This window comes from Mesorhizobium sp. L2C084A000, from assembly GCF_000502875.1.
Taxonomy (GTDB): Bacteria; Pseudomonadota; Alphaproteobacteria; order Rhizobiales; family Rhizobiaceae; genus Mesorhizobium.
Genome location: NZ_AYWX01000003.1, coordinates 199288 through 220375 on the forward strand (window position 1 = coordinate 199288; position 21088 = coordinate 220375).

The window sequence follows — 21088 nt, forward strand, 5'->3', positions numbered from 1 at the left end:
CCTGTCCGTCTGCCTGAAATAGTGCGGCTACGGTAGGGTTCAATGCCGGGTCTATCCCAATCACATCGTTTGCTCAATCGGCAAATCCTTCCAATCAACCGCTTTCGGGACTGAAATGTCGCAGCGCAGCATGCGATGAAGCGTATTGACCGGCCCGCGACCTTTTGGTTTGTGCTTTGGCAACGCACATATTCACCGCCAACGAATCGAATTTGACCGGAGGGACGCCATGAGCAGCATGAAAGACCGCGAAGAGGGCTTTGAGCGTAAATTCGCATTCGACGAGGAGCTTCGGTTCAAGGCCTCGGCGCGCCGCAACAAGGCGCTCGGCCTGTGGGCCGCCGAAAAGCTCGGAAAGTCCGGCGCTGATGCCGACGCCTATGCCAAGGAAGTGGTTATCTCCGACATCGAGGAAGCCGGCGACCACGACGTGTTCCGCAAAATCCGCGGGGATTTCGACGCGGCCGGCGTCGAGCAGTCGGACCACCAGATCCGCCGCACCATGGACGAACTGATGGCGCAGGCGATCGAGCAGATCAAGAACACCTGATCCGGGCCATGCGCTGATCCCGGCCATACGCTGGACCAATCGACCGCCCGGCCTATCCGGGCGGTTTTTCTTTGCCTTTGTCACGATTTCCGGCTGAAACTGCCGGAGTTAACAAGGAAAGTACCCATGTCCCTGAAGTCCCGCCTCGCGGCCGACGAAACGTTGTTCACCGCATGGTCCGGCGTGCCGGATGCCTTGACCGTCGAGATCGTCGCCAAGCAGGGCTTTGATGCCGTCACGCTCGACATGCAGCATGGCGGCCATCACGAAGACAGTGTGCTGCGTGGCCTGGTGCCGGTGCTCGCTGCCGGCAAGCCGGCGCTGGTGCGCATTCCTGTTGGCCGTTTCGACATGGCAAGCCGCGCGCTCGATTTCGGCGCCGAGGCGGTCATCGCGCCGATGGTGAATTCGGTTGCCGATGCAAAACTGTTCGCCGCCGCCATGAAATACCCGCCGCTCGGCGAGCGCTCATGGGGGCCGACTTACGCTTTTCCACGCCACGGCAAGGGCGACCAGGCCGAGTGGCTGCGCGACACCAACCAACGCACCATGGCCTTCGCCATGGTCGAGACGCGTCCGGCCCTCGATGCGCTCGACGGCATCCTCGACACGCCCGGCATCGACGGCATCTTCCTCGGCCCATCGGATTTCTCGATCGCCTGGAGCAATGGTGCGACCGTCAATTCGACGCTGGAAAGCATGATGGAGACGGTGGCATCGGTGGCCGAGCGCACCCGCAAGGCCGGCAAACATGCGGCGATCTACGTTGTCGAGCCGGCAATTGCCGGCCGGGTTGTGTCGATGGGCTATCGCCTGCTGGCCATGGGCTCCGAGCATTCGCTGATCGGGCTTGGCGCAAAAACGCTGATCAAGAGCGTCCGCGATTCGATTGGGTCCTGAAGAAACTCAGGGTTTCAAATCCGTCAGGAATTTGGCGAAGGTCATTGAACCTTCGGGCCACGGCCCGAAGCCTGAATCCGCGTTCAGATGACCGGTCTCGCCGGCATCGATGAATAGTGAGCCCCATGCACCGGCAATGTCTTCGGCGACATCGAAGGCGCAGAACGGATCGTTGCGGCTGGCGATCACGATCGAGGGAAAGGGCAGCGGCTCACGCGGGTAGGGACCGAAGGTCATCAGGTGCCTGGGCCTGATCTCGGGATTGGCGACGTCGGGAGGTGCCACGAAGAAGGCCCCGGCGATCGGCTTGCGGAATTGCGGAATGGCTTGCACCGCAGTGGTGACGCCGAGCGAATGCGCGACCAGGACGACCGGCCGCTCGGCCTCGTTGACCGCCTTGGCGACGCTCGCGGTCCAGTCCTCGCGAACCGGCTTCGACCACTCGGCCTGTTCGACGCGGCGCGCCGTCGACAGTTTCGACTGCCAGCGGCTCTGCCAATGGTCGGGGCCGGAATTGGTGTAGCCCGGCACGATGAGGATATCTGCTTCCTTGACCTTCATGGCGCTGAGATAGCGAGCGGCATCGCTTCGTGCAACCGGCGGGAACGCCACTTTTGATCACAATAGTGAACACCATGTTCGCTTCTTCGCGTCTTGTGTGAACGATGCCGATGGACGATCTGTGGTCAGGAAAAGAAACAGCCGTGCGCGGGAACCCTGACTTTGGAACTGACACGACGTACAATGATCGGCGGAGTGGGGCTTCTCGCTTTGGGAGCTTCATCGCAGGCCGGTCGAACGGAGCATTTGATGAGCGAGTTGCCTTTTGCCGCCACCACCCCAGTCAGCGTTGCCCGCGTCGGGCTGAAGGCGCGCGACGCGGAAAGCCTTGCCGCATATTACCGCGAAATTGTCGGTCTGCAGGAGTTGAGCCGTGCCGATGGTTCGATCACGCTGGGCGCCGCCAACCGTCCCTTGTTGGTGCTTGAGCAGGACGCTTCAGCTAAGCCGGATGATCCGCGCAGCGCCGGGCTGTTCCACACCGCCTTCCTGCTGCCCAGCCGCGCCGATCTCGGCCGCTGGATCAACCACGCTATATCGAACAAGATCGCGATCGAGGGCGCTTCCGACCATCTGGTCAGCGAAGCTCTGTACCTGACCGATCCCGAAGGCAATGGCATCGAGATCTATGCCGACCGCCGCCCGCAGGACTGGAAGTGGAATGGCGACAAGATTGCCATGGCAACGGAGCGGCTGAACATTCCGTCCGTCGTTGCCGAAGTGCCTGCGGGTGACGCCGGCTGGCAGGGCGCGCCGGAAAACAGCATCGTCGGCCATGTCCACCTGCGTGTCGGCAGGCCGGAAGACGCCGAAGCCTGGTGGAACCAGGAATTCGGCTTCGACACGGTGGCGAAATATGGCGGCCAGGCGGTGTTCCTGTCTTCGGGCGGCTATCACCACCACATCGGCGCCAACGCCTGGCAGAGTTCAGGCGCAGGCCGCCGCGATCCCTCCCGGTCAGGTCTGGCCTGGGTCGAGATGCGTTCGGACAAGGCATCCACCGAAACCACGCGGGAAGACCCGTGGGGCACGGTGATCCGCACCGTGCCTGGCGCTGCCGGCTAAGCGCCCGCTGCGCTCTTAAACAGAACTGGCGGCGTAACCGGTCAGCAATCCGTGTGCCCAACTGTCGAAGCCGGCCGCCGTCGCGCGGCTGGATGCTTCGGCCCAGTCATAACTGACCGCGTGATGGCTGAACGACCATTCTCCGCGCTTGTGCGTGGCGAGGGCGTAGCGGGCATGCGGGCTGCCGGTCACGGTAAGGCCGGGAAACGCCTGAACACCGACGCTGCCGGGATTTAGGATCGTCTGGCGGTCGGAAAGCCGCACGACGCGCGGCGTATGGGTGTGGCCGCACAAGGTCAGCCCGGCATCGATGCTGCCGAGCTTGTGTCTGATTTCTTTTTGATTGGATGGATAGAAGTGATTGCCGCCGTCTTCCTCGAGCAGGAACGTCTCGTCGTCGCTGGGGCTGCCGTGGCAGAGCAGAATTTCAGGGGCGAGCGTCAGGGCAATCGGCAATGCCAAAAGCCAAGCCAATGACGTCTGGGAGAGGCAATGGTGGGTAAAGGCATCGACGTCTTCCAGCCCGGAAGCCGGCGGCTCGATCAGCACACGGTCGTGATTGCCGCGCACGGTCGGCCAGTTCTGTGCAATCAAATATTGCGCGGTTTCTTCCGGCCATAGCGGCCCGGAGAGACAATCACCCAGATTGACGATGATGTCGGGAGAATTGTCCTTGATCCGCGCATGAACCGCTTCAAGCGCGCGCAGATTCCCGTGAATGTCGGAAAGGACAGCCAGTCGCATGGAAATCCTATCCGAACACCCGCTTGAAGATCGTGTCGACATGCTTGGTGTGATAGCCCAAGTCGAATTTCTCGCGGATATCGACCTCTGGCAGCGCTGCGGTCACTTCCTTGTCGGCGAGCAGTTCTTCAAGGAAATCAGCGCCTTGCTCCCATACCCTCATAGCGTTGCGCTGCACCAGCCGGTAGGAGTCTTCGCGCGACAGGCCGGCCTGCGTCAGTGCCAGCATGACGCGCTGCGAATGCACGAGACCGCGGAACTTGTTCATGTTCTTCAGCATGTTGTCGGGGTAGATAAGCAGCTTGTCGATGACGCCGGTCAGCCGTGACAGTGCGAAATCAAGCGTCACCGTGGCGTCCGGCCCGATCATGCGCTCGACCGAGGAGTGCGAGATGTCGCGCTCGTGCCAGAGTGCCACATTCTCCATCGCCGGCAGCGCCATGGAGCGCACCATGCGGGCAAGCCCGGTGAGGTTTTCGGTCAGCACCGGGTTGCGCTTGTGCGGCATGGCCGACGAGCCTTTCTGGCCCGGCGAAAAATACTCTTCCGCCTCCAGCACCTCGGTGCGCTGCAGATGCCGGATCTCGATCGACAGCCGCTCGACCGAGGAGGCGATGACGCCGAGCGTGGCAAAGAACATCGCATGGCGGTCGCGCGGGATCACTTGCGTCGACACCGGCTCGGGCTTCAGGCCGAGCTTCGCCGCGACATGCTCCTCGACATAGGGATCGATGTTGGCGAAGGTGCCGACTGCGCCCGAAATGGCGCAGGTGGCAATGTCTTCCCTGGCATGAACCAGACGCTCGCGGCACCGCGAGAACTCGGCATAGGCCTGCGCCAGCTTGACGCCGAAGGTGGTCGGCTCGGCATGGATGCCGTGGCTGCGGCCAATGGTGACGGTGTCCTTGTGCTCGAAGGCACGGCGCTTCAGCGCTGCAAGCAGGCCGTCGATGTCAGCGAGCAGAATGTCGCTGGCGCGGGTAAGCTGTACGGCAAAGCAGGTGTCGAGAACGTCCGACGAGGTCATGCCCTGGTGGATGAAGCGGGCGTCCGGGCCGACGAATTCGGCAAGATGGGTCAGGAAGGCGATGACGTCATGCTTGGTGACGCGCTCGATCTCGTCGATCGCCTCGACATCGAATTTTGCAGCACTGCCCTTTTCCCAGATGGTTTTGGCCGCTTGCCTTGGGATGACGCCGAGTTCGGCCAGCGCGTCGCACGCATAGGCTTCGATCTCGAACCAGATGCGAAACCGGGTTTCGGGCGACCAGATGGCGACCATTTCCGGCCGGGAATAGCGAGGGATCATCGGTCAGTCCTGACGTATCGAGAAGTTTGCCCGCGTCCTAACAGAGGCGAGCAAAATGCTCAACGCTGCTGGCGCGCAAACCAGACGCCCGCGGCAAACAACGCGACGAAACCAAGCGGAAAATAAAGCCGGACGCCCAGGACCAAGAACTGATAGAGCGCAATCAACGTCGTGAAGACGAACTGGAGGGCCCAGGTGTGGGTGAAAGCAGGGGCATGCCACTCGGCATAGTAGGAGCGGTACTGCAGCGCAAACAGCCCGCCGGTCAGACCGACCGTTGCGGCGGCGAGGCACACGAACGCCGCCGCGAAGGCGACTTCCCAACGCCTTCCCTGCGAGACCAGCCGCGCCGCAAACAGACCAACCGGAAAGGCCAGCGCAGCTCCCGCTGCGAACAGCACGGTGACAATGCGGATTTTCGCCGGTGTCTCCCAGTCGTCCAGAAACAGGGTGACGAGCGCACTGGCGCCCATCGTTAACGCCCACAACAAGGCGCCATAAAACGCAGTGCGCGGCGTCGGTATAGCGCGGCGAAGGCGGTTCAGCGAACGATCGCGCGGGGCGGGTGGGACAAGCGGTGTCACAGGCGGCCGGTGACCGCGATCCAGCGAAAGTCCGGGCCTTCAAAGCCGTATTGGCGCACCGCGATCAGCACGGCATAGGCGCTGAGACTGTCCATCGAAAAGGTCTGGACAGCGCCGATGCGGTAGCCGTTCGGGCAACCCCGGCTTTTCGGTATCGCCTTGTCCTCGTGCAGCAGCTTGGTGGTGCCGCCGTCTTGCGCCTCGATGCGCAGCAGCCGGAAGCCGTTGATCTCGCCCTGGCTCTCGCAGCCCTCGGTGTTGTTCATGCCGATCTCGTCGAGCCGGAACTCGAGCGGTGGGTCGACCGGCGAAAAGATCGGGCGCGGGTTGACTGCCATCCGGTGCGGATCGGCCGAAAGTTCGGTCACCGGGTTGAAACCGGCGGTGATGCCGCGATTGGCGTCCAACTCGGCCTGACTGACAATGGCTTCGCCTTTTTGCCGGGCCTGAAGGCGCGCCGCATCCAGTTTGGCATTCTCGTCCTCAAGCCGGACCCGGATCGGCGTGCCCTTGAGAAAGCTGTCGGTGCTGGTGTCGATGTAGTAGCGGTTGGCATAGGGAAAGCCCGATCCATCCTGCACGCCATATTCCTCGAAAGCAAAGACGCTGCCGTCCTTGGTGAAGCCGAGGATTTCAAGTTCGGCGACATCGCCGGCATGAGCCGCGATCGAGGTGGCAAACTGTGCAAGCAGGCCAACGGCAAACAGAAAGAGCATTCGCATCGGTCTTCACCCCCGTGATCGTCTCAATCCCCTAGCACGCCGAAATCAAAACGTCGTGCGGTGCGAAAGCCGATGCATCCAATCGGCCCGTCATTTGTTATGGTCGGCAGTCCCAATGGAGAACCACCATGACCGACACCAGCAAAATTCGCGAGCATATGGAAGTCGTCGGCGCCGACGGCGTGCATGTCGGCACTGTCGACGAGGTCGATGGCCAGCGCATCAAGCTGACCAAGGCCGATAGCGGCGAGGGCGCTCACAAGGGCCATCATCACTATATTCCCCTGAGCCTGATTGCCGAAGTCGACGGGAAGAAGGTCTGGCTGTCGGCGAATTCCGATGTTGCGGTGACGTTCGAGGAAGAAAAGTCCGATCGGGTCTGATTGATCGCTTCACCTCAGGCGTGACGACCAGACCGGAAACAGATCGTTTTCGGCAGGCGTTGCCGCATAGACGCCGCGACTGATGGCGCGCGCCATGGTGGCGCCGGCGGCGGCGTAGAGATCGATTGCCGCATCGGCGGAGAGTTCGATACCGCTCGTGCCGGTCGCCAGCGCGAACACAAGATCGCCATCGGCCGGTGTGTGCGTCGGCCATATGGCGCGCACGAACCCGTCATGCGCCGATATCGCCAGGCGCTTGGCGGCAGCTTTTGTGAGCACCGCATCGGTGGCAATGACGGCGATGGTGGTGTTGCCGCCGGTCTCCATCTGCCTGCCAACATGCTTGTCGCGGTGTTTCAAAAGAATCCGTTTCGCATCGTCCGGCATCGGCGTGGGGTAACCAAGCCCGCCGAATTCGCCGCCGATCTCGAACGGTGCTGCCCAGAAATGGCGGGTTCGGCTGACGGTTACCGAGCCCGTCGGATTGACGGCGGCCAGCGCGCCGATGGTGACGCCGCTATCCAGCAGCGTCGAGGCGGAGCCGAGGCCGCCCTTTAGCCCCGAGGTCAGCGCACCGGTGCCGGCACCGATCGTGCCGAGTTGGAAATCGGCGGTGGCGGTTTGCGCCGCCTCATAGCCAAGCTCACGGTAGGGCGGATAACGGCCCCAATCCTTGTCGCCGCCATTGCGCAGGTCGAACAGGATCGCCGACGGCACGATCGGCACACGAAAGCCACCGACTTCAAGGCCGATGCCGCGTTCGCGCAACGCCGCCTGCACGCCGGACGCCGCGTCGAGGCCGAAAGCCGAACCGCCTGAAAGCACGACGGCGTGCACCACATCGACCGAATTGTGCGGTTCGAGCAGGTCTGTCTCGCGCGTGCCCGGCGCGCCGCCCAGGATCTGAACGCCAGCCACCGTCGGCGCATCGCAAAGCACGGTCGTCACCCCGGATTTCAGCCTGGCGTCGGACGCATTGCCGACGCGCAGGCCGGCAACGTCGGTGATCAGGTTGCGTGGGCCGGTGCGAAACATCAGTTGCTTTCCAAGGGCGCAAAGCGCGTGCCGTCGAAACGGAAGACGCGGTAGGGGCTCTGGCTGAGGTCGCCTTTTGCATCAAAGCGGATCGGCCCGATCGCCGTGGTGAAATCCTGCCCGGTCAGGGCTTCAGCCAATGGCTTGCCCGAGCTTTCGGACAAGCTTGATGCCGCCTTGGCGATTTCGACCGCGGCGTAGGCGGGCAGCGCATAGCCGTCGGGCACGATCTTCCTAGCGTCAAATGCCGCCAGCACTTTTGGATCGGCGACATCGGCCCATTCAGGCGGTGCGATCATCAGCGTGCCCACGGCATAGGGCACGTCGCCCGGCGGTGTGCGGAGATTTTCGCCGCCGGCAAAGACGATGCCAGCCTGAAGCTGTGCGGCATCGCGGCCCATGATGGCGATGTCGTCGCCGTCGCCGCCAGCAAAGACATGCGTCGCGCCGGCCTTCTTCAGCCGGCCGATCATGCCGATCTGGTTGTCGAGCTGTGGCCGGAACGTGTCTGTGAATACCGGCCTCAGCGCTGCCTGTTCGGCCGCTGCCCGCAACGTCTCGGCGATCTCACGGCCGTAGATGGTGCCGTCGTCGATAATGGCGAACAGCTCGTTCTGCCACAGATGGGTGAGGGCAGAAGCGACGGTGTTGCGCTCATCGTCGCCGCGTAGTCCGAGGCGATAGACCGGCCAGCCAGTCTTGGCGCGGCGGTCGGTCAGGCTTTCGGTCCGCACGCCAACGGTGATGACCGGAATGCCGGCGTCCTTCAGGATCGGCATCGCCGCCTCGATCGCCTCGGTGCAGAGGAAGCCGACCACGATATTGACCTTGGCGGCGGCAAATTCCCTGGCCGCGGCAGCGCCGCCATCGGCGGTGCAGGCATCATCCACCGTCTTGAGTTCGATGCCGTTCGCCTCGGCGGCCAGACCGGTGCCGGCCTCGATCTGCTTGCCGAGAATGGCCGATGGTCCCGACAGGGGCGCTGAGACGCCGACGAGCAGCGTCTGGGCATCCGCGGCACTGGCCAGAAACAGCCAGAACAGCGCCGCTATTGTTCTTGTCCTGGGTCGCATTCGAGCGATGGGTCCCTCCGTGCCGGCTCTATGCTCCCGGCACTATTACCGCCAAGACCTAAAGGCTGCCCGGCCTTGGTGCAACACGCGAATTTCGGGATATGGCTCAGGCACTTCGCTTGTGGCGGGCTATGTCTGGCCATATATGTCGGTAGGATCCTGACCATGGAAAATTTACGGTGCTGAAGAAGAACGACATTGGGCCGCAGGCCTATCGCGATGCGATGAGCCACTTTGCCGGCCACGTCCATGTGGTCACCACCGACGGGCCGGCCGGCAAGCGCGGCACGACGGTGATCGCCGCCTGTTCGGTGTCGGACACGCCGCCGACCATCCTGGTCTGTCTCAACCGCGAAAATGCCAAGAATGAGCTGTTCGTGAAAAACGGCAGGTTTGCCCTAAACACGCTGGCCTCGCACCAGGAGCCACTGTCGGTCGGCTTTTCCGGCATCACCGGCCTGCCGGTCGAGGAACGTTTCGCGCTTGGCGAATGGGATGTGATCTCTACCGGCGTACCGACGCTGAAAGGCGCGCTCGCCGTGTTCGACTGCGAATTGATCGACACCAAGGATCTGGCCACCCATCGTGTGCTTTTTGGCAAGGTGACAGGTCTGCGTATGGGCGATAATTTGCGGCCGCTGATTTACCACGCCCGCGGCTACCACGTACTGGAAAGCGGAGCGGCGGCGTTCACGGAGAAAGAATGACCGAGCTGAAACCGCGCGCCGCGCCACGGACGATCGACGAGACGCTCGATCTCCTGACCGGTGCGGACTATGTGGCGGACCGGTCGCTGGCGACCGTGCTGTTCCTGTCGTTGCGTATGAAGCGGCCGCTGTTCCTCGAGGGCGAGGCCGGCGTCGGCAAGACCGAGATCGCCAAGGTGTTGGCACAGGCGCTCGGTCGCCGGCTGATCCGCCTGCAGTGCTATGAAGGCCTCGACGTTTCGTCCGCCGTCTATGAGTGGAACTACGCCGCGCAGATGATCGAGATCCGCATGGAGGAGGCGGCCGGCAAGGTCGAGCGCTCCGCCATGGAGCGCAACGTCTTTTCCGAAAAATACCTGATCCGCCGCCCGGTGCTCGATGCGCTGACCGGAAAGACGGGCGCTGCCCCGGTTTTCCTGATCGATGAGCTCGACCGTACCGACGAGGCGTTTGAAGCCTTCCTGCTCGAAATCCTGTCCGACTTCCAGGTGACGGTGCCCGAACTCGGCACCATCAAGGCGGAAGAACCACCGATCGTCATCATCACCACCAATCGCACCCGCGAAATCCACGATGCGCTGAAGCGGCGCTGCCTTTATCACTGGGTCGACTATCCCAATGCCGAGCGCGAGCTGGAGATCGTGCGCCGCAAGGTGCCGCAGGCCAACCAGCGGCTTTCGGCCGAAGTGGTCTCCTTCATCCAGAAGCTGCGCCAGATCGAATTGTTCAAGGTGCCGGGCGTCGCCGAAACCATCGACTGGGCCGGCGCGCTGACCGAGCTCGACAAGGTGGCGCTCGATCCTGAAACCGTCTCCGACACGATCGGCGTGCTGTTGAAATACCAGGACGACATTGCCCGCATCGAACAGGGCGAAGGCCGGCGCATCCTCAACGAGGTGAAGGCCGAGCTTTCGGCGGCGGAGTAGGCGATGTCGCGCCCCGAGCCAAAAGAGGCCATGCCGCACGGGCGGATCGCCGACAACATCGTCTATTTTGCCCGCACCTTGCGCAAGGCCGGCATGCGGGTCGGCCCGGCTTCGGTCAAGGACGCAATCGAAGCGGTGCTCGCCGCCGGCATCGGCTCGCGCGACGATTTCTACTGGACGCTGCACGCCGTGCTGGTGTCCAGGCATGAGGACCACGCCATTTTCGACCAAGCCTTCCGGCTGTTCTGGAAGTCGCGCGAACTGATCGAAAAGATGCTGGCTATGTTTTCGCCGGTGGCACCCGACAACAGGGAAAAGCAGAAGCCACGCGCCGCTGAAAACCGGGTCAGCCAGGCGATGTTCGAGGGCCACCAGAAGAACCAGCCGCCACAGGAAATTCCCGAGATCGAGGTCGACGCCCGCTTCACCTCTTCCGGCAACGAGGTGCTGCGGGCCAAGGATTTTGCCCAGATGAATACCGCCGAGATGGCCGACGCCAAGAAGGCGATCGCGCAGCTGCGGCTGCCTTTCGACATGGTGCGCACCCGGCGCTTCAAGGCCGATGCGCATGGCCGCCGTATCGATCCGCGCGCCATGATGCGTTCGGCCGCGCGCACCGGCGGCGAACTGATCCTGCCGAAATTCCGCTCAGCCCGCGAGGTTCACCCGCCGCTGGTGGTGCTGGCCGACATTTCCGGCTCGATGAGCCAGTACACACGCATCTTCCTGCATTTCCTGCATGCGCTGACCGAAAAACGCCGGCGCGTGCACACGTTCGTTTTTGGCACAAGGCTCACCAATCTGACCCGGCAGATGCGCCATCGCGACCCGGATGCAGCCCTTGCCGACTGTTCGGCGGCGGTCAGGGACTGGTCGGGCGGCACCCGCATCGGCGACACGCTGGCCGAGTTCAACCTGATATGGTCGCGCCGCGTGCTGGGGCAGGGCGCGGTCGTGCTTCTGATCACAGATGGGCTGGAGCGCGACGATGTCGCCGGCCTGTCTGAAGAAATGGAGCGCCTGCACAAATCCTGCCGGCGTCTGATCTGGCTGAATCCGTTGCTGCGCTTCGACGGCTTTCAGGCGCGCGCCCGCGGCGTCAAGACGATGCTGCCGCACGTCGACGAGTTCCGCTCGGTGCACAATCTCGACGCGCTCGCCGATCTTTGCGCGTCGCTGGATAAGAAGTCGGCAGAATCCGTCGATCCGCGCCGATGGCTGGAAGCTGGCGCGAGGCACGCCGCATAGCCATATCTTTCCCATCCGGAAAACAGATCCCGAGAAAAACAGACTTCTGGAGAAACGGTCATGGAAAACAGCATTTATCTGGATGAGGCCCGCGACCCGCTGATCATTGCGGAGGGCTGGATGAAGGACGGCAAGGACGTGGCCATCGCGACAGTGGTCGAGACCTGGGGTTCGGCGCCCCGACCTGTAGGCAGCCATCTGGTCATCGACGCCGACGGCAATTTCCACGGCTCCGTCTCGGGCGGCTGCGTCGAAGGCGCTGTGGTCAGCGAGGCCATCGACGTCATCGACAGCGGCAAGGCCAGGATGCTGGAGTTCGGTGTTGCCGATGAGACCGCATGGCAGGTCGGCCTGTCCTGTGGCGGCCGCATCAAGGTGTATGTGGAAAGACTGGGCTAGAGCATGCCCAAAAGTGGGGCCCGGTTTTTGGACAAGATCATGCTCGGACAAGAGATTTCCTGATGGATCCCTACGCCTTAAAAACTTTGAACGCCGAACGACGCGCTCGCCGAGCGGCGATCCTTGTCACCGATCTCGGTGACGGCCGCGACAGGATCGTGCGCGAGGGCGATCAGGTCGCCGGCGATCTTGGCGCCGCGATCGCCAGGGCGTTTCGCACAGGCAATTCCGGTTCGGTCGAAGCCGAGGGGCGGAATTTCTTTCTCAACGCGCATCTGCCGCAGCCGCGTCTGGTCGTGATTGGCGCTGTCCATATCAGCCAGGCGCTGGCGCCGATGGCGAAGATCGCCGGCTATCCCGTGGAGATCATCGACCCCCGCACCGCTTTCGCCACGCCGGACCGCTTTCCCGAGGTGGCGCTTCATGCCGAATGGCCGGAGGATGTGCTGAAGCGCCAGCCGCTCGACAGCTACACCGCACTTGCCGCCGTAACCCATGACCCGAAGGTCGATGATTTCGCGCTGAAGGCCGCGCTCGACGCCAATTGTTTCTATGTCGGGGCGCTCGGTAGCAGGAAGACGCATGCCAAGCGGGTCGAACGCCTGCTGGCGCTGGGCGCGAGCGCCGATCAGATCGCCCGTATCCATGCGCCGATCGGGCTCGACATCGGTGCTGCCAGCCCGGGAGAGATCGCCGTTGCGGTGTTGGCCCAGGCGATCCACGCCTTCCGCTCGCGCGGTCTCGATGCCTCCGCATCGGCTCCAAAATCGAAATCGATTTTGGAAAAGCACGATGCGTAGATTCAAAGTAGTAGAGCGTCCTTTGCGCGTCCAAAAGGACGCGCGGCGCTCTACGGGCGCTGCGGCGTGAAATTCGGCCCGATCCCTATCGAGGCGGCGGAAGGCGCGGTGCTGGCGCACTCCACCACCGCTGGTGAACGCCGCTTCCGCAAGGCGCACAGGCTCAGCGCCGAAGATGTGGCGCTGCTGCGGGCCGCCGGCATTTCGCAGGTCGTTGCAGCCGTGCTGGCTGAGGACGACCTCGGCGAGGATGCCGCCGCGCAGGAAATAGCTGAGAGCATGACCTTTCGCGGGATCGAGGCCAAGCCTGCCGCGACCGGGCGGGTCAACCTCCATGCCAAGGCGCCGGGCATCTTCACGGTCGATGCCGCTGTCATCGACGCCATCAACGCCATCGATCCGGCCATCACCATCGCCACGCTGGCGCAGCATGCGCCGGTGGAGAAAGGCCAGATGGTCGCGACCGTGAAGATCATCCCCTTCGCGGTCAGTTCAGCGCTGGTCGGCGCCGCGACGAAAATCTGCGCCGGTGGTGAGATATTTGCCGTCAATGCCTACCGGCCCGTGCGTGTCGGCGTCATCCAGACGGTTCTGCCGGGCATCAAGCCAAGTGTGCTCGACAAGACGCTGCGCGTCACCGAAGCGCGGCTGGCGCGCACGGGCGGCAGGCTGACTGCGGAGCGCCGCACGCCGCATGAGATCGCACCGGTGGCGGAGGCCGCGGTCTCCCTGGCGCGCGACAACGACATGGTGGTGATCTTCGGCGCTTCGGCGATGAGCGATTTTGCCGATGTCATTCCCGCCGCGATCGAGAGGGCGGGTGGTATAGTCATCCGCGCGGGCATGCCGGTCGATCCCGGCAATCTGCTGGTGCTCGGCACACTCGATGGCAAGCGCGTCATCGGCGCGCCTGGCTGCGCCCGCAGCCCCAAGGAGAACGGTTTCGACTGGGTGCTGGACCGTTTGATCGCCGGTATCGACGTGACCGCCAGGGATATTGCCGGCATGGGGGTCGGCGGGCTGCTGATGGAAATCCCGACACGGCCGCAGCCGCGCGAACCGCTGCCGGCGAGAAGCCAGGTCAAGGTCGGCATCGTGCTGCTGGCGGCTGGCCGCTCAAGCCGCATGGGCGGGCCGAACAAGCTGCTGGCGCTGTTCGACGGCAAGCCGCTGGTGCGCCGCACCGCTGAGCGGGCGCTTGGCTCGAAGGCGTCCGGCACTGTCGTCGTCACCGGCCACCAGCGCGATCGGGTGCGCTCGGCACTGGCGGGCCTCGACGTGACCTTCGCCGACAATCCCGATTTTGCCGAGGGCCTGTCCACCTCGCTGAAGGCCGGCATTGGCTATCTGCCCGAGGATTCCGCCGGCGTGATGATCGTTCTCGGTGACATGCCGGGTATCGCGTCCGACGACCTCGACAGATTGATCGATGCTTTCCGCAAGGCCGGCGGCAATGCGGTGGTCCGCGCTTCGCATGACGGCAAGCGTGGCAATCCGGTACTGTTGCCGCGTTCGCTGTTTCCGGCGATCGCCCATCTGGAGGGTGACACGGGCGCTCGCCATCTGGTCGAGACTGAAGGGCTCGATGTCATCGATGTCGAGATCGGCGCGGCGGCGTCAGTCGATGTCGACACACGCGAGGCGCTGGAAGGCGCTGGCGGCGTGCTGCAGGATTGACAAACCCAAGCCGAATTACGCATGCCTTGGACATGTCTATTCATACCGTCGCACCCCCCTCTGCCCTGCCGGGCATCTCCCCCTCAAGGGGGGAGATTGGCAGCTTTGACGGCAGCTCACGTCCTGAAACCTTGGAAATTGGCGAAAACCGAAAGCGCATCCAATCTCCCCCCTTGAGGGGGAGATGGCCGGCAGGCCAGAGGGGGGCGTGCCGCGCGTTCCTCACGGCAATGCTTTTCTTGGTTTCTTCAGCCACCCACGCTGCCGCTCTCGAACTAAAACCCTTCAAGGACGATCTCTTCGCCTATCCGGCCACGCTGTCGTCCGACACCAATGGCGCCTATACCGTCATCGATTACCGCGAGCTACGCGACATCAACCAGCGTGACCAGGTGCCCGAGCGGCGGGTGAACGCCCAATATACCGACGCCAGCGTGCGCAAGGTGCAGCAGGATCTGTTGCTGAAGACCGATGCCGGCGATGTCAGGCATGTCGCCGTCGGCAAGACCGAGGGCGCCGGCATCATCGTGCTTTACCTGCACGGGCAGGGCGGCAGCCGCAAGCAGGGTGTCGACGACTTCACTTTCGGCGGCAATTTCAACCGGCTCAAGAACCTGATGGCCAGCAATGGCGGCCTCTATCTCAGTCCTGATTTCCCCGATTTCGGCGATACGGGAGCGGCGCAGGTGGCGGCGCTGATCGGTCATTATGCCGAACAGTCGCCCGGCGCGAAGATCTTCGTCGCCTGCGGCTCGATGGGCGGCGCGCTGTGCTGGGAGCTGGCCGCGCGCAAGGACACGGGCGGACGCATCAATGGTCTGCTGCTGCTCGGTTCGCTGTGGGATGAGAGCTTTTTCACCAGCCCGGCCTTCAAGCGCCGCGTGCCGGTCTTCTTCGGCCAGGGCAGCCACGACGTGGTCTACCCCGTGGCAAAGCAGGAGGCGTTCTTTCGCTCGATCCTGGCCAAATCGAAGACCTATCCGACCCGCTTCGTCCGTTTCGAGACCGGCACCCATGGTACGCCGATTCGCATGACCGACTGGCGCGGCACACTCAACTGGATGCTGTCGAAGGCGCCCTGATCGATCAGCCTGCAAGCTCGTGTGAGGCTCAGGGCGCGGTGTTGTAGTCGACGACAGTCTCGGGGTTTTGCTCCCCGTCATAGGACGCATCGACGTCGTACTGGACCAGCGAGAAATTGCCGTTGCGAAACAGGTACGTCCCCGCGTCGGACGCATCGCCGATGCCGCGCCACTTGTTGAACGTGGTGATCGTGTGGGCGGCTTCGTCATAGTCGGAATTGACTGCCCAGCCGGACGTCTGGAAACCGACGATGGTCATGCCCAGCAATTTGCCGTTGCTGTCATTGTTCTCGTAGCGGATATCCATTTTGGGTTCGGCGAACTGCAATTGCTGCACGCCCGATGTCTCGTCGGTCATGTAGTAGACCGAGCTTTCATTGTAGGCGGCGGCCGAGCAGGAAAAATGGAACAGTCGCGTTTCCTTGTCGGGATCGCCGGGCTGCGCATCCTTGTCCTTGTATTTGATCGAAAAAACGGTCGGATCATTGGCGAGGAACTGCTTGTCGCACTGGTCGCCATAGGTTGCCAGAAAGGCCTTCTTGGCCTGCTCCAGTGCGGTGTCTTTCTTTGGCGGTGGCGGGCCATCGCCGCAGCTTGGCGGCAGCGCCTCCTCGAAATCGGCAGTGGAGGGCTTCAGTGCCCCTTTCTCGATGTGGATCGGATCGAAGGGTGGCTCCACTTGTGTCTGGGCATTCACCTGGCGCAGCGTGTAGCACCCGGCAAAGACCTTTTTGCCGCCGCTCTTGTCGGTGGCGCGGACGGCGACGGGGACGTTGTAGAAAATGCTGCCGGCCGCACCTTCGTCGGAAACAGCCCCGGTCTCGACCTCGACCTTGTCGGTGCCATCAAAACCCTTGACGAAACTGTCGAAATCCTTTGCCGGCTTTGTATCGCCGAAATAACCCCAGGCGCGGGCGAATTCGTGCCGGCTGATGGCGCTGTAGAGCGAACGCACAACCGCATCGGCGCTAGACCGGTCGTCGACATAGGGCGTTTCGGGGGCATCGTCGGCCGCCAATAGCGTCTGGCCGATCGGGACAAGGGAGAGAAAGGCAGTCGCTGCGAAAAGGGCGCGTCTCATCGGGAACCTCCGCTCGATGGGGAGATTCTACTCTGGCGATTGCGGCAACGTGGTGACGCAGGCTCGGCGGTCTTGAAGAATCGCGCGCGAAGGCGCTACGTCGCGTCCGCCGGCGTTCGGCCGGGCAGGAGATTTGACGTGACGATATCGATGTATGAGGCCTCCGTGCCTGTGTTTTCAGCCAGGCTGAAAGCGCTTTCCAATGTGCTGGCGACCGCCGAACAGAATGCGCTTGATCGCAAGATCGATCCGCAGGTGTTTTTGACCTCTCGGCTGGCGCCCGACATGTACGCACTGACCCGGCAGGTGCAGATCGCTACCGATCACGCCAAGGGCGCGCCGTCGCGGCTCGCCGGGCGTGAGGTGCCGAAATATGAGGACAACGAGGCGAGTTTTGCCGATGTCCAGGCGCGCGTCACCAAGACCCTGGACCTTCTGGAGACCTTTTCGGCCGCCGAGTTCGACGGTTCGGATGACAAGGTCATCGAACTGAAGCTTGGCCAGCGCGAGATTTCGATGCCCGGCACGCAGTATCTGCTGCATGTGGCCATGCCCAATTTCTATTTCCACCTGACCACCGCTTACGACATCCTTCGCCACAATGGCGTGCCGCTGGGCAAGGCGACATTCCTGGGAGCGCGCTAGAGGATTAGGGTCTTCGAGATGTCCCGGACTGATCCGGGACATCTGGCGACTCCGATGACAGTCAGCGAATGGACATTTCGCGGGCGATGCGGGGGAAGTCGGCCGGCTTGATACCGATGTCGGCGCGGTCGGCATTGCTCATCGAATGAAGCAGCGCGAGCGCCGAGCGGTATCTCAGATGTTCCTGCGGCCGAGGCCGGGCGAACATTTCAGTGAAGAAACCCATGATTCAAGCCCCAAATTGGTCCTCCACGCCAGCCAATATAGGTGAATCGTGACAATTGTGCAGTGCAGCATTTGCATACCTGCCATGTCTTGGCGAATTTTTGCCTTGGCGAATCTTTCGCCATTTTCTGCAACCCGGTGAAACTTTTGGCCGACGCGCACCGTAGCCTCGAATGCTGGCTACATGGCCGGTTTTTCCTCGCCACTCCTGGCGAATTCCGGACTGCGTGAAAATGCAGTCCGGCTTTTGTTTTTGGGATTGCGGTGGGTCAAGCGGTAGACGAGGCGAAGGCTAAATTCGTTAAGATCGGTGCCATGCATTTTTAACGAGCCGGTTCTATGCTTTGATACCCGAATGGTCGGGCGAGGGGGAGGCTGACATCGCTACTGGCGCCAAGCGGGATTTCGCTTCGTTGCTCGACGACCTCTTCATCGCCCCCGACAAGAATGGCGAGGGCGAAGAGGCCGGCGCTCGTCCATCCATCCCGTTCGACTATCTTTCGGTGGCCGATGAACTCCATTCCGGCCGCATCAAGGTTTCCGCTGCCGAATATCGCGAGGCGGGCGCGGATCTGGCGACGGAATTCGCCGCCTTGCTCGATCATGCCAAGCTGGCTCTCGCCGGCGAAGAGCCAAAGCCCGAGGAAAAGCTGCCGCCGATCGATCCCGAAGCCATCGCCATGGAACTCGGCCTCAATCAGCCCAAGCAGGTCGCCGATTTCGGTCGCATGCGCCGCAGCTTTGCCTTTGCCAACCATCCCGACCGTGTCGCTCCGCATCTGCGCCAGCGCGCCATGATCCGCATGCAAGTGGCCAACATGCTGATCGACGAGGCCAAGCGCCGTGCATTGGCAGGTGCTCGCCGCTAACCCGGCTGGTTCACGCAAAAGTCGCTCTGGCGAGGCTTGGAGAGCGGCTCTGCTTTGCCTATAGATGCGGCTTCCTCCGCGCAGTCGCGCCAGCCTTCCTCCGGAGCCGAATTCCATGCACAAGCGTCGTCTCGGTCGGACCGATCTTCTTGTTACCCAGATCTGCCTGGGCTCCATGACCTGGGGCCAGCAGAACACCGAGGCCGAAGGCCACGCCCAGATGGACCTGGCGTTCTCGCGCGGCGTCAATTTCATCGATACCGCCGAGCTCTACCCGATCCCGCCCAAGGCGGAGACGCAAGGGTGGACCGAAAAGATCATCGGCAGCTGGATGAAAGCCAAGGGCAACCGCGACAAGGTAATCCTTGCCTCGAAGGTCGTCGGCCGCACGGCCAACAGCTGGTTTCGCGGCGACAGGCCGTCGCAACTGGTGCGCGCCGATATCTTTGACGCCATCGACAAGTCGCTGGCCAAGCTCGGCACCGACTATATCGACCTCTATCAGATCCACTGGCCGGAGCGGGATATCCCCTGGGGCGCCAACCCGACGCGCGTCGGCGCCGTGTCGCCGCGCGCCGATTCCGTCGGCGCACCGGCCGACGAAACGCCGGTCGCCGAGACGCTTGCCGTGTTCGACGAACTGGTGAAGGCAGGAAAGATACGCCATTTCGGCCTGTCGAACGAGAGTTCCTGGGGCGTGATGCGGTTCCTTGCCGAAGCCGACAAGGACATCGGCCCGCGCGTCGCGTCGATCCAGAACGCCTACAATCTCGTCAACCGCACCTTCGAGGTGAACCTCGCCGAGGTCTGCGAGCGCGAGCAAGTGTCGCTGCTGCCCTATTCGCCGCTGGCACAGGGATACCTGACTGGCAAATACGACCATGGCGCGCGGCCTCAGGGCTCGCGCACGCAGCTATTCAACCGCGGCCAGCGCTACGAGACGCCAGGTGCTGCCGAAGCACAACTTGAATACAATGAGCTGGCGCGCTCCATTGACCTGGAGCCGGCACTGTTTGCCAATGCCTATGTCTCAAGCCGGCCGTTCGTAACCTCCAACATCGTCGGCGCAACGACGCTTTCGCAGCTCGACATGGCGCTGTCTTCCGTCGATGTCGTCTGGACCGAAGAAATGCAGAAGGCGGTGGATGCGATCCATCAGCGGGTCGGTAATCCCTGTCCTTGAACGGGGATTGGCCGCTGGCCGAATCCAATGATTACAATGGGAGAAGGGCAACAATGAATTTTCCGATCGAGCTGGTCCGCGAAAGATTTCCCGCTCTCTCCCTGACCGACAAGGGCCGTCGCCGCATCTATCTCGACAATCCGGCCGGCACGCAGGTGCCGCAAGTCGTCGCAGACGCCGTGTCGCGCTGTCTTTTGACCACCAACGCCAACCTTGGCGGCTATTTCGAAACGACGATTGCCGCGCAGGCCGTCGTCGATGAGGCGCATCGGGCAATGGCCGATTTCCTTGGTGCGGCGAGCCCGGAAGAAATCATCATCGGCGCCAACATGACGACGCTGACCTATCACATGTCGCGCACGCTCGGCCGCACGATGAAGCCCGGCGACGAGATCATCCTCACCCGCATGGACCATGAGGGCAATGTGTCGCCCTGGCTGCAGCTGGCCGAGGATCTCGGCCTCGTCGTGCGCTGGCTGCCGTTCGACGAAAAGAGCTGGCAGGTCGAAGAGGCGACGCTCGCCGGGTTGCTATCCGACAGGACCCGGCTGGTCGCGTTGAACTATGCCAGCAACCTGACTGGTTCCATCAACCGGGTGAAGGCGCTGAGCGCCATCGCCAGGAACGCCGGCGCGCTGGTCTATGTCGATGCCGTGCAGTTCGCCCCGCACGGCCTGATCGACGTTCAGGAGCTCGGCTGCGATTTCTTGATCTGTTCGGTCTACAAATTCTTCGGCCCGCATATGGGCATTTTGTGGGGCCAGCATGATGTCATCGATGATCTGAAACCCTACAAGTGCCGCTGTTCATCCAACGGCCTGCCGGAGCGGTTCGAGCTGGGCACGCCGCAGATCGAACTGATGGCCGGCCTCACGGCCGCGGTCGATTACTTCGCCGACCTTGGCGCGGCAGCGGGCGAGGGTGGATCGCGAAGGCAGAAGATCGCCAAGGCGTTCGCGGTGTCGATCGCCTATGAAAACCCGCTGGCGCAACAGCTGATCGACGGTCTGTCCGATATCGAGGGTCTGACCATCCACGGCATCACCGATCCGAAGCGGATTGGCGAGCGCGTGCCGACGGTGTCCTTCACCGTCGACGGCATCGTGCCGGAGACGATCGTACGGCAGATGAACGCCGAGAACATCTTCCTGTGGTCGGGGCACAACTATGCCTGGGAGATCGTCCATCAACTCGGCATCCCGGCCGAGTATGGCGTCGTGCGCATCGGCATCGCTCACTACAACACATCTGCCGAAATCGACGAGACGCTGGAGAGCGTGCACCGGGTCATCGCCATGCTCAGGCAGCAGCGCTCCTGAC

The 21088-nt window shown here is 62.7% G+C and carries 24 protein-coding genes; 15 read left to right on the top strand and 9 right to left on the bottom strand.

Going from position 1 to position 21088, the window contains the following annotated elements; genetic code table 11:
- The first annotated feature begins 229 nt into the window (after nt 1–229).
- Nucleotides 230–550: a DUF1476 domain-containing protein gene (locus tag X735_RS156120; protein WP_013532126.1), complete on the top strand. Its 321-nt coding sequence runs from the start codon at nt 230–232 to the stop codon at nt 548–550.
- Nucleotides 551–676: 126 nt separating this feature from the next.
- Nucleotides 677–1450: an HpcH/HpaI aldolase/citrate lyase family protein gene (locus tag X735_RS156115; RefSeq protein ID WP_023810343.1), complete on the top strand. Its 774-nt coding sequence runs from the start codon at nt 677–679 to the stop codon at nt 1448–1450.
- Nucleotides 1451–1456: 6 nt separating this feature from the next.
- Here X735_RS156115 and X735_RS156110 read toward each other — a convergent pair whose 3' ends face one another.
- The gene (locus tag X735_RS156110) at nt 1457–2011 is read right to left on the bottom strand and encodes an alpha/beta hydrolase (RefSeq protein ID WP_023810344.1); all 555 of its coding nucleotides are present in this window, start codon (nt 2009–2011) and stop codon (nt 1457–1459) included.
- Nucleotides 2012–2260: 249 nt separating this feature from the next.
- Here X735_RS156110 and X735_RS156105 point away from each other — a divergent pair, with 249 nt between their 5' ends.
- The gene (locus X735_RS156105) at nt 2261–3076 is read left to right on the top strand and encodes a VOC family protein (RefSeq protein ID WP_023810345.1); all 816 of its coding nucleotides are present in this window, start codon (nt 2261–2263) and stop codon (nt 3074–3076) included.
- A gap of 15 nt (nt 3077–3091) precedes the next feature.
- Here the strand turns inward: X735_RS156105 and X735_RS156100 are convergent, their stop codons facing one another.
- The 4 genes from X735_RS156100 to X735_RS156085 all read right to left on the bottom strand — a co-directional run bounded on the left by X735_RS156100 (nt 3092) and on the right by X735_RS156085 (nt 6435).
- Nucleotides 3092–3820, bottom strand: coding sequence for a metallophosphoesterase family protein (locus X735_RS156100; protein WP_023810346.1), 729 nt, complete (start codon nt 3818–3820; stop codon nt 3092–3094).
- Nucleotides 3821–3827: 7 nt separating this feature from the next.
- Complete coding sequence (purB, locus tag X735_RS156095) at nt 3828–5129, bottom strand: adenylosuccinate lyase (protein WP_023810347.1); 1302 nt, start codon at nt 5127–5129, stop codon at nt 3828–3830.
- Nucleotides 5130–5188: 59 nt separating this feature from the next.
- Entirely contained in the window at nt 5189–5602 is a 414-nt protein-coding gene (locus X735_RS156090; protein ID WP_081734809.1) for a hypothetical protein, read from the bottom strand.
- Between the two features lie 107 nt (nt 5603–5709).
- Nucleotides 5710–6435 carry a DUF2259 domain-containing protein gene (locus X735_RS156085; protein WP_023810349.1) on the bottom strand — a complete coding sequence of 242 codons (726 nt, stop codon included), beginning with the start codon at nt 6433–6435 and terminating at the stop codon, nt 5710–5712.
- A gap of 128 nt (nt 6436–6563) precedes the next feature.
- Between X735_RS156085 and X735_RS156080 the strand changes: the two genes are divergently transcribed.
- The gene (locus tag X735_RS156080) at nt 6564–6818 is read left to right on the top strand and encodes a DUF2171 domain-containing protein (RefSeq protein WP_023810350.1); all 255 of its coding nucleotides are present in this window, start codon (nt 6564–6566) and stop codon (nt 6816–6818) included.
- A 9-nt stretch (nt 6819–6827) separates the two neighbouring features.
- Here X735_RS156080 and X735_RS156075 read toward each other — a convergent pair whose 3' ends face one another.
- Nucleotides 6828–7853, bottom strand: a complete 1026-nt coding sequence (locus X735_RS156075; protein WP_023810351.1) for a P1 family peptidase — start codon at nt 7851–7853, stop codon at nt 6828–6830.
- Nucleotides 7853–8926: a branched-chain amino acid ABC transporter substrate-binding protein gene (locus X735_RS156070; protein ID WP_023810352.1), complete on the bottom strand. Its 1074-nt coding sequence runs from the start codon at nt 8924–8926 to the stop codon at nt 7853–7855. The genes X735_RS156075 and X735_RS156070 overlap by 1 nt, the downstream gene beginning before the upstream one ends.
- Before the next feature lie 179 nt (nt 8927–9105).
- Between X735_RS156070 and X735_RS156065 the strand changes: the two genes are divergently transcribed.
- The 7 genes from X735_RS156065 to X735_RS156035 all read left to right on the top strand — a co-directional run bounded on the left by X735_RS156065 (nt 9106) and on the right by X735_RS156035 (nt 15765).
- Nucleotides 9106–9633 carry a flavin reductase gene (locus X735_RS156065; protein ID WP_023810353.1) on the top strand — a complete coding sequence of 176 codons (528 nt, stop codon included), beginning with the start codon at nt 9106–9108 and terminating at the stop codon, nt 9631–9633.
- A complete protein-coding gene (locus X735_RS156060) occupies nt 9630–10559 on the top strand; it encodes a MoxR family ATPase (RefSeq protein WP_023810354.1) in 930 nt (309 codons plus the stop codon). Before X735_RS156065 ends, X735_RS156060 begins: the two co-directional genes overlap by 4 nt.
- A 3-nt stretch (nt 10560–10562) precedes the next feature.
- Nucleotides 10563–11807: a VWA domain-containing protein gene (locus tag X735_RS156055; RefSeq protein WP_023810355.1), complete on the top strand. Its 1245-nt coding sequence runs from the start codon at nt 10563–10565 to the stop codon at nt 11805–11807.
- Between the two features lie 60 nt (nt 11808–11867).
- Nucleotides 11868–12206, top strand: a complete 339-nt coding sequence (locus X735_RS156050; protein WP_013532112.1) for an XdhC family protein — start codon at nt 11868–11870, stop codon at nt 12204–12206.
- A 62-nt stretch (nt 12207–12268) separates the two neighbouring features.
- Nucleotides 12269–13006, top strand: coding sequence for an XdhC family protein (locus X735_RS156045; protein ID WP_023810356.1), 738 nt, complete (start codon nt 12269–12271; stop codon nt 13004–13006).
- Nucleotides 13007–13072: 66 nt separating this feature from the next.
- Nucleotides 13073–14683, top strand: coding sequence for a molybdopterin-binding/glycosyltransferase family 2 protein (locus tag X735_RS156040; protein WP_023810357.1), 1611 nt, complete (start codon nt 13073–13075; stop codon nt 14681–14683).
- A gap of 230 nt (nt 14684–14913) precedes the next feature.
- Entirely contained in the window at nt 14914–15765 is an 852-nt protein-coding gene (locus tag X735_RS156035; RefSeq protein ID WP_023810358.1) for an alpha/beta fold hydrolase, read from the top strand.
- A gap of 28 nt (nt 15766–15793) precedes the next feature.
- Here X735_RS156035 and X735_RS156030 read toward each other — a convergent pair whose 3' ends face one another.
- The gene (locus X735_RS156030; protein WP_023810359.1) at nt 15794–16846 is read right to left on the bottom strand and encodes a DUF1176 domain-containing protein; all 1053 of its coding nucleotides are present in this window, start codon (nt 16844–16846) and stop codon (nt 15794–15796) included.
- A 138-nt stretch (nt 16847–16984) separates the two neighbouring features.
- Between X735_RS156030 and X735_RS156025 the strand changes: the two genes are divergently transcribed.
- On the top strand, nt 16985–17491 hold the full coding sequence (locus tag X735_RS156025; RefSeq protein ID WP_023810360.1) for a DUF1993 family protein: 507 nt from the start codon (nt 16985–16987) through the stop codon (nt 17489–17491).
- 61 nt (nt 17492–17552) lie between these two features.
- Here the strand turns inward: X735_RS156025 and X735_RS1000000167300 are convergent, their stop codons facing one another.
- The gene (locus X735_RS1000000167300) at nt 17553–17717 is read right to left on the bottom strand and encodes a hypothetical protein (protein WP_023810361.1); all 165 of its coding nucleotides are present in this window, start codon (nt 17715–17717) and stop codon (nt 17553–17555) included.
- Between the two features lie 412 nt (nt 17718–18129).
- Here X735_RS1000000167300 and X735_RS156020 point away from each other — a divergent pair, with 412 nt between their 5' ends.
- From X735_RS156020 to X735_RS156010, 3 genes are all read left to right on the top strand, one after another.
- Entirely contained in the window at nt 18130–18585 is a 456-nt protein-coding gene (locus X735_RS156020) for a hypothetical protein (RefSeq protein ID WP_023810362.1), read from the top strand.
- Nucleotides 18586–18700: 115 nt separating this feature from the next.
- Nucleotides 18701–19768, top strand: coding sequence for an aldo/keto reductase (locus X735_RS156015; protein WP_023810363.1), 1068 nt, complete (start codon nt 18701–18703; stop codon nt 19766–19768).
- A gap of 53 nt (nt 19769–19821) precedes the next feature.
- Nucleotides 19822–21087 carry a cysteine desulfurase-like protein gene (locus tag X735_RS156010; RefSeq protein WP_023810364.1) on the top strand — a complete coding sequence of 422 codons (1266 nt, stop codon included), beginning with the start codon at nt 19822–19824 and terminating at the stop codon, nt 21085–21087.
- Nucleotide 21088: the final 1 nt, after the last annotated feature.